Here is an 11,984-nt window from a genome sequence, read left to right as displayed (position 1 = left end):
CGCGGGTCAGTCCTGGGCGTCCTGCGTGGCGTCCTTCCTGCGCGGCCAGCGTCTGGCCTGGGGGCGCCGGGCCGTACGGAAGAGGGGCTCGTACTGGTCGGTGCGCAGCCACAGCTGCACATGGGCGCCGCCGAGGACCGATGAGTCGATCCGCAGCGCGCCACCCGAGCCCTCGGCGAGCCTGCGGGCGATGTCCAGACCGAGGCCGGTCGAGCCCGCGCCGCTGGCCCCGCGCCGCAGCGCCGCCTCGGGGTCGGCGATTCCGGGGCCCGCGTCGGCGATCAGGATGCCGACCGCGTCCGGTCCCTGGTGCAGCGTCACCGTGAACGCGGTGCCCTGGGGGGTGTGCCGGAAGACGTTGCCGAGCAGCGCGTCGACGACCGCGCTGAGCTCGGTCGCCGCGACCGGGATCCTGACCGGCTCCGTGGCGCCGATCAGCTGCCAGGGCCGTTGCTGGTCGTCGGCCAGCGCCGACCAGAAGGTCAGCCGCTCACGCAGTACGTGGGCCGCGTCGCAGTGGACGAGGGCGGGGGCCCGTGAGGGCTGCCTGGCGGCCGCGATGATCTCGTCGACCTCGGCTTCGAGACGGCCCAGGGCCCGGCGGCTCTGTTCGGCCTCCGGGCCCAGGTGGTCCAGGCTGAGACGTAACGCGGTCAGCGGCGTGCGGAGCCGGTGCGAGAGGTCGGCCGCCATCTCCCGTTCCGCGGCGAGCAACTGGATCACCCGGTCGGCCATGGTGTTGAACGCCTCGCCGACCGCGACCAGCTCCGTGGGCCCCTCGGGGGCGATCCTGACGGTGAGGTCACCGGCTCCCAGGGAGGTCGCCGCGTTGCCGAGACGCTGGGAGGCACGCACCAGCCGGGCCCCCAGCCGGTCGGCGACGAGCACGGAGCCCGCCATCAGCACCAGCGCCACCCCGGTCAGCACCGCCCAGGAGACGGCGACCCCCCTGGTGAGTTCCTGGACGGGTACGAAGATCTCGATGACCGCGGTCCTGCCGTTCTCCAGGGTGACGGGGCGAAGCAGCAGGGAGTCGTCGCCCAGCTCGTCCGAGGTCGCGGCGCGGGTCAGCCGGACCGCCGTGGCGACGGTCAGCGCCGAGGCCCTGGGGGTGCCGATCTTCCTTCCGTCGGGCAGGTGGAGCGCGATGCGCTCCGGCTGGCCCGTGCTGGCGACCGCGCGGGCCAGCCGGGCCGGCGTGGTGGTGATGGCCAGTACCGGGACCAGCGCCGAGGCCTGCCGTTCCGCCTCGGCGATCGCCCGGTCGTGTGCGATGTCCCTGACGATGATCCCGAACGGGACCAGGAAGGCCAGGGCGATCATCGAGGCGCCGGCGAGGGCGAGCAGGGCCAGGGTGCGTCTCACGACGGTGTGATCAGCATGACGCCGACGCCGCGCACGGTGTGCAGATAGCGGGGGGCGGAGGCGCTCTCACCGAGCTTGCGCCGCAGCCACGACAGGTGGACGTCGATGGTCTGGTCGTCACCGTAGGACTGCTGCCACACCTCGGTGAGCAGCTCCTTGCGCGGGACGACCCGGTCGGCGCGGGCCGCGAGGTAGGCGAGCAGGTCGAACTCCCGCCGGGTCAGCGAGAGAGGCTCCCCGCCCAGGGAGGCCTCACGCCGGTTGAGGTCGACCGAGAGCGCGCCGACGCGCAGCACCGGGGGCGGCCCCGCGGCCCGGGCCCTGCGCAGCACCGCGTCGAGCCGCGCGTTGAGGTGGTCGCCGGAGAACGGCTTGACCAGGTAGTCGTCCGCGCCCGCCTCCAGCAGGCGGACGATCTCCGCCTCGTCGTCCCTGGCCGTGGCCACGATGACCGGAACGCTGGAGACGCTGCGGACCATCTTCAGCGCCTCCGACCCGTCCAGGTCGGGCAGGCCGAGATCGAGGATCACCGCGTCGGGGGGATTCTGGGTGATCTCCCGCAACGCGTCGAGCGCACGTCCCGCGCTGCGCACGGCGTGTTGGCGCCTGCCCAGTTCCTGGATCATCGCGGAGCGCACGTACTCGTCGTCTTCTACCACGAGAACCGTCGCCATACGACGTAACCGTAGTGAACAAAGAAGCACATGAGGTAATAATTCACCGCATGAGGCAAACCTGGGGATTCGTTGTGGTCTGGTGTGCTGCCACGGTCCTGGCTGCCGGGATCACCTGGCTTGGTGTCCGTGACGTGCTGACCAGCCAGGTTTTCGACGACGCGAGGGTCGAGTCCCTGGACGCGGAGCTGTCCCGGATAGGGGCCGTCGCGATTCCCTCGAAGCCGCCGACCGGCACGGCCGTCGTGACGGGCCCGCCGAGCGCCTCTCCCCAGGGCAGGCGCACCCCGGGGGCCTACGTCTCCCCCCTGGGCCGCCGCGGCACCTCCCACCCGCGGGCCACCGGTCTGCCGAAGGGCGACACGAAGGGGTCGGTCGGATCCAGGCGGATCTCCGGCCACGAGCGCCAGACGGACGACTCCCCGGCCAAGCCGACCGCGACCGGAACCCCGACCCGGACCACGACCAAGCCCCCGGCCAAGGCGCCGACCGCAACGCCCGAGCCGGAGAAGGCCTCCGCCACTCCCAGCCCCACGCCCCACCTCGCGGCCGAGGGCGGGACCAAGACGGTGAGCTCAAAGAACGGCTCCGTCGCCTTCAGCATCGAGGGGGGCGTGTGCCGGGTGGTCTCCGCCAACCCCAACCCGGGCTACGAGGCCAAGGTGACCCAGGCCGAGGGATGGATCAGGGTGGACCTGGTCCAGGGGGAGCACGGTTCGGCGATCTACTGCGTCGGAGGGGAGAGCCGCACCGACGTGTGGGAGTACTGAGAACGCCTCAGGATCGCGACAACTCGCGCAGCCGTACGGCGGCGGCGGGAATCCTGTCCTCGCCGAACACCGAGACGCCGTGCTGTTCGAGCAGGGCGGTCGTGACCCCGGCACCGGCCAGCCGCCCGCCGCCGAAGGTGCCGTCGTGGATGGTCAGGCTTCCGCAGGAGGGGCTTGCCTCCTTCAGGATCGCCACCCGGGCGCCGCAGGAGAGCGCGGCGGCGAGCGCCGCCCGCGCCCCGGTGAGGAAGGCCTGGGTGACGTCGGTGCCGTCGGCCGTGAGCACCCGGGCCGCCCCGGCGAGCACGGCCGCGCCGCCCGCCCCGCCCTCGATCTCGGCGGGAGGACGCGGCACGGGCAGGCCGCCCTCGACCTCGGGGCAGAACGGCACCAGCCGTCCCTCGGCCCGCCAGGCGGCCAGCAGTGCGTCACCGCTGGTCTTGGCGGCCCCGTCGTAGCGGACCCGCCGTCCCATGAGACAGGCGCTGACCAGGATCGTCTCCACGTGTCCAGGGTATGCGGAAGCGGAGAGGAGGGCGGCGGCACCGGGCAGTAACCTACTGCCCATGCCTCCTGCCACGGTGATGTCCCGATGATCGGCCCGCTCGCGACCGCCCTGATCATCCTGGCCCTGGTCATCGTGCTGTCCGCCATCGTGGCCGCGGGCCGGAACAGGCCGATGGGCACCGTGCTGCTCGTCATGCTCGCGCTGCTCGAACTCGGCCTGCTCGTCCAGGCGGGCTTCGCGGTCGCCGGGGTGATCGGGGGCAGGGGGCCGGCGGAGACGGCGACCCTGATCGGCTACCTCGCGGGGACGCTGGTGATCCCGCCAGGGGCGGTCTTCCTCGGCCTCGCCGAGCGTTCGCGCTGGGGGTCGGCGGTGGTCGCGGTCGGCGCCTTCGCGGTCTGCGTCATGGTGGGACGGCTGCTGCAGATCTGGCAGGGGACGGCATGAGCGAACCGGTGATCGGCTCGGGGCCGGGACGCGCGCTGGTCGCGGTCTACGGTGTCTTCGCCCTGGCCGCGGGCGCGCGTGCCGCGGTGCAGATCGCGACCCGTTTCGGTGAGGCGCCGCTGGCCTACTCGCTGTCGGCGTTCGCCGCGCTGGTCTACCTCGTGCTGGCCGTGGCGCTGGTCAGGGGGAGGCGGGGCCTCGCCCTGACGGCCTGCGGCGTCGAGCTGGCGGGCGTGCTGGTCGTCGGCACGCTGAGTCTGGCCGACCCCGAGGCCTTCCCGCACGCGACGGTCTGGTCGGGCTACGGCAGCGGTTACGTGTTCATCCCCCTCGTGCTGCCGCTTGTGGGCCTTTACTGGCTTTTGCGGCGTAAGTAGTTATGTCCGCGGATCGTCGGGCAGGTCGGCCTACCGAACCCACGAGAGGGAGGCAGACCTGTGAGCACGATCGAACAGTCCGTCGATGTGAACGTCCCGATCAGGACGGCCTACAACCAGTGGACCCAGTTCGAGACCTTTCCCGAGTTCATGGAAGGCGTCGAATCGGTCAGGCAGCTGAGTGACACCCGTACGGCCTGGGCCGTGGAGATCGCGGGCGTCCACCGTGAGTTCGAGGCCGAGATCACCGAGCAGCACCCGGACGAGCGGGTGGCGTGGAAGTCCCTGGACGGCCCGCACCAGGCGGGGGTGGTGACCTTCCACCACCTGTCCCCGGAGACCGCCCGTGTCACGCTCCAGATGGAGTACGAGCCGGAGGGCTTCGTCGAGACCGCGGGTGACTGGCTGCAGCTCGTCCGGCTCCGGGTCCGGGGCGACCTGGAACGCTTCAAGACGTTCATCGAGTCGCGCGGCGGGGAGAGCGGCTCCTGGCGCGGTGAGGTCCCCGCGCCGCACGACCGTCCGGGCGGTTACGGCGCCGGCGGTGGCGCGACCGTCACCGACAGGCCGGAGGGCGGCGCTGGGAACGGCGGTTACGGATACGACGATCCGGTTCCGCCGCGCACGGTCGGCGGAGAGTACCCGCCGTCCTCCCCGCTCGCTCCTCCCGGTGGCGGCCCGCTGCCCGGAGCGGGCAGGCGGCCGGGCGAGGAGCCGCCCGCCATGCCGGGCCCGCGCGTCTGAGCCGGTCATCGCCCTGAACTGAGGGAAGGAAGCCGGATCACGCCCTGTAAAGGAGGGCGTGATCCGGCTTTCACAGTGTCAGGGCTTCGGGCGGGGCGCGCATTGCCAGGAACAAACCAAGTTTTAGGTCCTGTTACAGTTGGAGTCAGCCAATCATCCTACGATTGGGTGAATCGATTGAAGGAGGACTGAACCCCGCATGAGCGTGCTAACCCATCAGACTCGGGGCCGCACCGGTGGAACGACGGGATCTCTCGCCTGGTTGCTCGTGCTGGGAATCGTCCTCGCCGCACTGAACCTGCGCACCGCGGTCACCAGTGTGGGACCGGTGCTCGACCGCATCTCCTCCGGCCTCGGCATGTCGGGCGTCGGAGTCGGGCTCCTCACCACACTACCCGTTCTCATCTTCGCCTCGGTCGGCGCCGTGACACCGGCCCTGGCCAGGAGGATCGGCGAACACCGGCTGCTGCTGACCGCCCTGGTCGCCCTGGGCTCCGGACTGCTCATCCGCGCGATGGTCGGCTCGGCCGAGGTCTTCCTGTTCAGCAGCGCGCTGGCGCTGTCCGGCGGCGCCGTGGGCAACGTGCTCATCCCCACCCTGATCAAGCGCCACTTCCCCGGCCGGGCCGGGACCATGACCACCGTCTACACCACCGCCCTCGCGGCCGGCACGATGCTCGCGGCCGCCGCGACCGTCCCGATCGAACGGGCCGCCGACGGCAACTGGCACGTTGCCCTCGGGGTGTGGGCGGCGCTGGCCGCTGTCGCCGCCATTCCGTGGCTTGCGCTGTCGCGCAGTGAGCCGGAGCGGGACACGGGCAGCAGCGATCTCGGTCCCCGGAGCCTGGTCAGGAGCAGGCTCGCCTGGGCCGTCGCCGCCTACTTCGGCACGCAGAGCATGGTCGCCTACATCATGTTCGGCTTCCTGCCGAAGATGCTCATCGACGGTGGCTACACCCCCGGCCAGGCCGGGCTGACGCTGGGCGTCTTCACCGCGATCGGCATCCCGGTCTCCATGGTGGTGCCGTGGATCGCCTCGAAGTTCGCCGACCAGCGGCCCGTCGTGGCGGCCTTCGTGGTCTTCTACACGATCGGCTTCCTCGGCCTGTGGCTCGCCCCCGTCAACCTGGCCTGGCTGTTCGCCGTACTGGTCGGGATCGGGATGGGATCGTTCCCGCTGGCGCTGACCATGCTGGCCCTGCGCACCCGGACCCCCGAGGCCACCGCAGCTCTGTCCGCCTTCGGACAGAGCGCCGGATACCTCATCGCGGGCGCGGGTCCTCTGGTCGTCGGTGTGATGCACGAGGCCAGCGGAGGCTGGACGCTGTCGTTCCTGCTGCTGTTCGCGGTCGTCGGCGTGCAGCTGGCCACCGGCTGGTACGCGGGCAGGGCGCGCTATCTGGAGGACGAGAAGGGCGTCCCCGCCCTCTGATCCCCCCTCCCTCCGCCGTATGGCCCGTGCCTCCTCAGGGGTGGCGCGGGCCATACTCGTTTGGCTGAGATGATGAAGGAACCAACAGGGGCAGAAGGGGGAAACGGTGATCGAGGGATCGACGCTTGTCAGCTATCCGGCGGGGGAGACCGGGGGCCGCTCCACAGTCGTGGCGAGGGTCCCCGTGGGGGAGGAGCACGGGACGGTCGTGGCCGAGACCCCCTTCCATCCGCTCGACCACACCTGGCCCGACCAGCCCGCGGACCGGGGGACCATCGCCGGGATCGCGGTGACCGACTGCGTGACCGGGGCGGTGGCCGACGGCGAGCAGCGGATCCACCTCGGCGAGGACATCCCGGTACGGCGCGGCAGCTCCGGGTGGAGCTGGCTGGTCGTCCACGTCACCCGGGAGCCGGTCCCCGACGGGGAGGTCGAACTCGCCGTCGACGCCGAGTACCGTCACGCGCTCTCCACGGGGCACACCGCCTGCCACCTCGCCGCGCTCGCGCTCAACGCGGCGCTGGCAGACCGGTGGCGCAAGGAGATCTCCGCGGACGGCCTGGGCAACCCCGACTTCGACCAGACGGCCATCGCCTCCTCGCGAATCCTGCCCGGGGGCAGCCTCGACGTCTATCGCCTCGGCAAGTCGCTGCGCCGCAAGGGCTTCGTCACGGAAGGGCTGCAGGAGAGCCTTCCGGAGATCACCGGGAAGGTCTGCGACACGCTGAAGGAGTGGGTCGCGGCCGACGCCGAGGTCCGGATCGAGAGCCCCGGGCGCGAACTGACCGCACGCCGTACCTGGCGGTGTGGCCTGCCCGAGGGAGAGGTGACCATTCCGTGCGGCGGCACCCACCTGCCGAGCACCTCCCGGCTCGGCGCCGTCACCGTGTCCTTCGAACTGTCCCAGGACGGCACCGAGCTCACCATGCGCACCACCGCGGGCTGAAGGCGGCGCTCCCCGGGAGTCCACGGACATGGCGCCCAAGGCGTATCACGCCACCCGTGACGCGACATGACCCAGTAGATGACGTTTTCTGACGAGCATTTACCATCTCATTGCCGCAAGTCGATGGGAAAAGAGGGGGAGCATGGCAGGAGTGGCCGTCGCCGGGCCCGGTGCCGCGATCCGGAGCAGACAGCTCTGGCTCACCCTGCTCGCCCTCTCCATGGCGGGGATGGTCGTCTCCGTCCAGCAGACCGTGGTCATTCCGCTGCTGCCGAGGATGATGGCCGGCTTCGGCGTCTCGGTCGACGAGGTCGCCTGGGTCTTCACCGCATCGCTGCTCGTCGGCGCGGTGGCCACGCCACTGCTGTCCCGTCTGGGGGACATGTACGGCAAGAAGCGGATGATCCTGTTCACCGTCGGCCTGCTCGTCCTGGGCTCCGTGATCTGCGCCGTCTCGCTCACGCTGCCGGTGCTGATCGTGGGCCGTGCCCTGCAGGGAGCCTCCGCGGCGCTGATCCCCCTGGCCATCGGCATGATCAGGGACAGCTTCCCGGCCCAGAAGGTGATGACCGCGATCGGCGTGGTCAGCGCGACCATGGGCATCGGCGGCAACCTCGGCATGATCGTCACCGGCGTCATCGCCGACCGGACGCCCAGCCACCACCCGGTCTTCTGGATCACCGCCGGACTCGGCGTGGTCGCGATCGTCCTCGTCGCCCTGAGCGCCCACGACAGCGGGGCCCGCGCCGGGGGCCGCCTCGACCTCGTCGGCGCGTTGCTGTTGTCGATCTGGCTGGTCTGCCTGCTGCTCGCGGTGTCCAAGGGAAACGACTGGGGATGGGGATCCCCCCAGGTGGTCGCCCTGTTCGCGGCCACCGCGGTCGTCTGCGCGGTGTGGGTGTTCAGCCAGCTCAGGCTCAGGGCGCCGATGGTCCGTCTCGACCTGCTCGTCGGCCGCCGGTCGCTGCCGGCCAACCTGGCCGCGCTGCTGCTCGGCTTCGCGATGTTCGGCTCCTTCACGCTGGTCTCCAGCTTCGTCCAGACCCCCTCCTCGGCCGGGTACGGCTTCGGCGGATCGGTCCTCGACGTCGGCCTCTACGCCCTGCCGAGCACCGTCACCATGCTGGTGTCGTCCTTCATGGCGGGACGGATCTCCGGACGCCTCGGCCCGGCGCGTTCCCTGGCCGTCGGCGCGGCCATCACGGCGGCGGCCTTCGGCTGGTTCGCGATCTTCAACGCCTCGGTCTCGGATCTGATCGTCGCCAACACGCTGCAGGGGCTCGGGTTCGGAGTCGCCTACGCGGCCCTCGGGGCGCTGGCCGTACAGCATGTGCCGATGGACCAGAGCGGCATCGCCAGCGGGGTCAACTCCCTGGTCCGCTCCATCGGAGGCAGCGCCTCGGGGGCGGTGACGGCCGCGCTGCTGACCTCGATCACCGTCGCGGGCACGGCCGTCCCCGCCCGCGGTGCCTACGTGCTGTCCTTCACGATCGTCGCGGTGAGCGCCGTCGCCTCCGTCCTGGTCGCCCTCGTCGCCGCCGCGATGGCACGAGGGGTCCCGGAAGTCGGCTAAGATTTCTTCTGCACCACACAAGGGGCTATGGCGCAGCTGGTAGCGCGCCTCCATGGCATGGAGGAGGTCTGGGGTTCGAATCCCCATAGCTCCACAGCGAAGTGGTCGACGAAGATCCCGCCTGATCGGTCCGATCGGGCGGGATCTTCGCTTTCCGGGACGGCGAGGCCGTCGAGGGGCGTTTCGCGGTCCGGTGGTGACGGTCCGCCTCCGATCACGGCCGCGGGAGCGGCCCGGCTCTCCTGCGGACGGCCACGCCGAGGATCCGGTCGCCGGAGTACAGGCCGACCTGACGTGAGTCGTGACTCTCGCCGGCGTCGCCGAACACGATCAGCGAGTTCTCCGGGACGGTCTCCCGGCCGTCCGACGCGGCGCGCGCCGACACCGGGATCCGGTCGCCGGGCAGCGCCACCACCCGTTTGACCTTCCACCGTGTACGCGGTCGTGCGCGCGCGACGACGACGCCCCTTGGGTGAACCGGGCGGGGCGGCTCCAGGACCACGATGTCGCCGACCTTCAATCCGGTGATGCGGCACCGCCGTACCAGGAGACGGTCTCCCGGCTGGAGGGTGGGCGTCATGCTGGTGCCGCTCACGGTCACCAGCACCCAGCGCCGCCGCAGACGGGCGAGAAGGACGGCGGACGCGGCGAGGACGGAGACCGAGGTGAGAAGTCCGATCACGAGGAGACCGCCTGCGGTTCCTGCCCGGTGTCGTAACCCAGCGCCTGCAGGAGGAAGAGCCGGGCGTAGTCGCCGTCCACGGTCATCAGTTCCTCGTGCGTGCCCTGTTCGGTGATCCGGCCGTCGGCGAGGACGACGATGCGGTCGGCCATCCGGACGGCGTTCAGCCGGTGAGAGATGATCACGCTGGTGGCGCCGTGCCGGTGCTCGACCAGCCGCCGGTGGATCGTGTGCTCCGCCTCGGCGTCCAGGCCCGAGCTGGGCTCGTCGAGGACGAGCAGATCCCGCCTGCCCCGCATGAGGCCGCGCGCGAGGGCGAGCCGCTGCCACTGGCCGCCGGACAGTGTCACACCCGCCGTCCTGCCGTCCGACCGGGAGTTCATGAAGAAAATCCTGCTCAGGAGCGTGTCATATCCGTACGGCAGGCCCGAGACGGTCTCGTGGGCCTCCGCGGCGGTCGCGGCGGCGCGGATCCTGTCGCGGTCCTCCAGCGCCGTCAGGTCGCCGATGCCGATGTTCTCGGCGGCGGTGAAGTCGTAGTTCATGTGGTCCTGGAAGACCGTGCCGATCCGGTCACGCAGTTCCGCCACCGGAATGAGACGGATGTCCACCCCGTCCCAGGTGATCGTCCCGCGCGTGGGCTCGTACAGCCGGCACAGCAGCTTCACCAGGGTGCTCTTGCCGGCGCCGTTCACGCCGACCATGGCGAGCAGGGCACCGCGGGGGATGCGCAGATCGACGCCGCGCAGCACCCACGGCTTGTCGGCGTCGTAGCGGAACCAGACGTCCTTCAGCTCGATCGCGTCCCTCAGCGGCAGGGCGGGCAGCGGGGAGTCCGGCCTCGTCAGGTCGGGTCCCGCGTTCAGGACGGTGAGATAGTGGCCGAACTGCAGGAGCCCCTGGTGCCCGCTCGCCAGTAACGTGATCAGCCCGGACAGCCCGGACTGCACACCCGCGACCGCCGCGACGAAGACGACCACGTCGCCCGGGGTCAGCTCGCCCACCCGGGCCAGCTGGACGGCCCAGACCAGCCCGCCGCCGGACACCGCGGCGGCGAGCGCGGCCAGGCCCACCTGAGCGCGGAAGGCCCGCCGGTCGAGTTCGTGCTCCGCGCCGTTGACCTGTCGTAGTTCGGCCAGCATCCGCTTCCGCATGAAGTCGCCCAGGCCGAACAGCCGGATCTCCTTGGCCGCCGCGCGGTCGGTCATGAGCTGGGAGTAGAACAACTCCCGGCGCGCGTTGGGGCTGGTCGTCCAGAGCATCTCACCGCGCCTGCGGCTCAGGGCCAGCTCGGAGACCACGGCGGGCACGGCCGAGAGCACCACGAACCCCGCCATGACGGGACGCACCGCCAGCAGCGTTCCGGCGAACCCGATCATGGTGACGGCGGCGCGTACGCCTCCCAGCGCCGCGTCGAGGACGATCTGCGGCGCCGTCCCGCTCGCCTGCCGTGCCAGGCCGATGCGGTCGTGGAACTCGGGATCCTCGAACCGGGCCATACCCTCGAAACGAGACAGCGCCTCATACAGCCGGTCCCGGGTGCGGAACCGGATGCTCCGGCCAAGCTCCGCCTGCACGTACCGGGAGAGGAACGGCAGCGTCGCCGTGAGCAGTCCCAGGCACGCCAGCAGGACGGCCTGTGTCACCAACCGGCCGACGGGCACCCGCTCGGCCGACAGCCCGTCCAGAACGTACTTGGTCAGCCAGGCGACGCCGACCGGCGCGGCGCCCGTGACGAGCGCGGCGGCCAGATAGGTCAGCAGCAGGGCCGGTCCGGCGTGCCACGCGACGCCCAGGGCGGCGACCGCTCTCTCCCGCCAGGTCGCCTCACCGCCGACGTGGCCGGCGGTGAGGCCGAGTCCGCTCGTCACCGCGCGGGGACCTGGGGTGAGGCCAGTTCGCGGACGCTCACCGCGCTCGTGCGCACGGTGCCGTCCCGGTCGAGCAGGACGAACGTGGGTGAGCCCTGTACGCCGAACGCGCCGGTCACCGGACCGTCCTGCGGCTCCACGACCACCCGTGCCACCCGGCCTACGGCGTCGATGATGTCGGCGCCCTGTTCCAGGGTGCCGGAGACGACCACCAGTTTCCGCTCCGGGCCGCCGGGCATGGCGGCGGCGTACTCGACGAAACGGGGAACCTCCTCCCGGCAGGACGGGCACCCCGTGGAGAAGAAGCCCGTGAACAGGGGAGTTCTCAGATCGCGCAGGGACACGGTGGCGCCGTCGAGCGCCGTCGCCTCGAAGTCGGCGACGCGGTATCCGGACTCCGGCGACGACCTGCGCTCCACGAGCCGGTCGAGGCCGGCCCGTGCCCATTTCGCCTCGTGGTCCCGTAACCGGCGCAGGACCGCGAGCGACAGCAGCAAGTTGAGCAAGCCCAGAAAACCGACGACGACCACAGCGGCGATCAGTACGGCATCCATCGACACTCCCAGCCTGAGAGGACCTGCAAGAGAATTCAGCG

The 11,984-nt window shown here is 71.1% G+C and carries 13 protein-coding genes and 1 tRNA gene; 8 read left to right on the top strand and 6 right to left on the bottom strand.

The features are described 5' to 3' along the window. Positions 1-6 precede the first annotated feature (6 nt). The gene (locus ABZ463_RS38255) at positions 7-1,365 is read right to left on the bottom strand and encodes an ATP-binding protein (protein ID WP_362784376.1); all 1,359 of its coding nucleotides are present in this window, start codon (positions 1,363-1,365) and stop codon (positions 7-9) included. Continuing rightward, a complete protein-coding gene (locus ABZ463_RS38250) occupies positions 1,362-2,039 on the bottom strand; it encodes a response regulator transcription factor (protein WP_352016339.1) in 678 nt (225 codons plus the stop codon). Before ABZ463_RS38250 ends, ABZ463_RS38255 begins: the two co-directional genes overlap by 4 nt. A 50-nt stretch (positions 2,040-2,089) precedes the next feature. On the opposite strand from ABZ463_RS38250, the gene ABZ463_RS38245 reads away from it, so the two are divergent. Continuing rightward, on the top strand, positions 2,090-2,809 hold the full coding sequence (locus ABZ463_RS38245; RefSeq protein ID WP_352016338.1) for a hypothetical protein: 720 nt from the start codon (positions 2,090-2,092) through the stop codon (positions 2,807-2,809). A gap of 7 nt (positions 2,810-2,816) precedes the next feature. On the opposite strand, the gene ABZ463_RS38240 is transcribed toward ABZ463_RS38245, so the two are convergent. Then, positions 2,817-3,314 (bottom strand): DUF523 domain-containing protein, encoded by a 498-nt coding sequence (locus tag ABZ463_RS38240; RefSeq protein WP_352016337.1) that lies wholly within the window; start codon positions 3,312-3,314, stop codon positions 2,817-2,819. Between the two features lie 87 nt (positions 3,315-3,401). On the opposite strand from ABZ463_RS38240, the gene ABZ463_RS38235 reads away from it, so the two are divergent. The 7 genes from ABZ463_RS38235 to ABZ463_RS38205 all read left to right on the top strand — a co-directional run bounded on the left by ABZ463_RS38235 (position 3,402) and on the right by ABZ463_RS38205 (position 8,930). Beyond that, on the top strand, positions 3,402-3,764 hold the full coding sequence (locus ABZ463_RS38235; RefSeq protein WP_352016336.1) for a hypothetical protein: 363 nt from the start codon (positions 3,402-3,404) through the stop codon (positions 3,762-3,764). Then, the gene (locus ABZ463_RS38230; RefSeq protein ID WP_352016335.1) at positions 3,761-4,141 is read left to right on the top strand and encodes a hypothetical protein; all 381 of its coding nucleotides are present in this window, start codon (positions 3,761-3,763) and stop codon (positions 4,139-4,141) included. The genes ABZ463_RS38235 and ABZ463_RS38230 overlap by 4 nt, the downstream gene beginning before the upstream one ends. Positions 4,142-4,201: 60 nt before the next feature. Further along, positions 4,202-4,885 carry an SRPBCC family protein gene (locus ABZ463_RS38225; protein ID WP_352016334.1) on the top strand — a complete coding sequence of 228 codons (684 nt, stop codon included), beginning with the start codon at positions 4,202-4,204 and terminating at the stop codon, positions 4,883-4,885. Between the two features lie 268 nt (positions 4,886-5,153). Beyond that, complete coding sequence (locus ABZ463_RS38220; RefSeq protein WP_352016333.1) at positions 5,154-6,317, top strand: MFS transporter; 1,164 nt, start codon at positions 5,154-5,156, stop codon at positions 6,315-6,317. Positions 6,318-6,423: 106 nt separating this feature from the next. Then, entirely contained in the window at positions 6,424-7,263 is an 840-nt protein-coding gene (locus tag ABZ463_RS38215) for a metal-dependent hydrolase (RefSeq protein ID WP_362784369.1), read from the top strand. A 142-nt stretch (positions 7,264-7,405) separates the two neighbouring features. Next, positions 7,406-8,836, top strand: coding sequence for an MFS transporter (locus ABZ463_RS38210; protein ID WP_362784366.1), 1,431 nt, complete (start codon positions 7,406-7,408; stop codon positions 8,834-8,836). A gap of 21 nt (positions 8,837-8,857) precedes the next feature. Continuing rightward, positions 8,858-8,930: transfer RNA gene (locus ABZ463_RS38205), tRNA-Ala, on the top strand. 120 nt (positions 8,931-9,050) lie between these two features. Here ABZ463_RS38205 and ABZ463_RS38200 read toward each other — a convergent pair. Genes ABZ463_RS38200 through ABZ463_RS38190 form a run of 3 tightly spaced genes read right to left on the bottom strand, consistent with a single transcriptional unit; the run spans position 9,051 to position 11,943 of the window. After that, positions 9,051-9,518, bottom strand: a complete 468-nt coding sequence (locus ABZ463_RS38200) for a S26 family signal peptidase (protein WP_362784363.1) — start codon at positions 9,516-9,518, stop codon at positions 9,051-9,053. After that, positions 9,515-11,389, bottom strand: a complete 1,875-nt coding sequence (locus ABZ463_RS38195) for an ABC transporter ATP-binding protein (RefSeq protein ID WP_362784360.1) — start codon at positions 11,387-11,389, stop codon at positions 9,515-9,517. Before ABZ463_RS38195 ends, ABZ463_RS38200 begins: the two co-directional genes overlap by 4 nt. Beyond that, positions 11,386-11,943, bottom strand: coding sequence for a TlpA disulfide reductase family protein (locus ABZ463_RS38190; protein WP_352016328.1), 558 nt, complete (start codon positions 11,941-11,943; stop codon positions 11,386-11,388). Before ABZ463_RS38190 ends, ABZ463_RS38195 begins: the two co-directional genes overlap by 4 nt. Positions 11,944-11,984: the final 41 nt, after the last annotated feature.

Source organism: Streptosporangium sp. NPDC020145, assembly GCF_040631275.1.
Lineage (GTDB): Bacteria > Actinomycetota > Actinomycetes > Streptosporangiales > Streptosporangiaceae > Streptosporangium.
The sequence above is the reverse complement of the archived record's forward strand: the minus strand, read 5'-3'. Positions and strand labels throughout refer to the sequence as shown.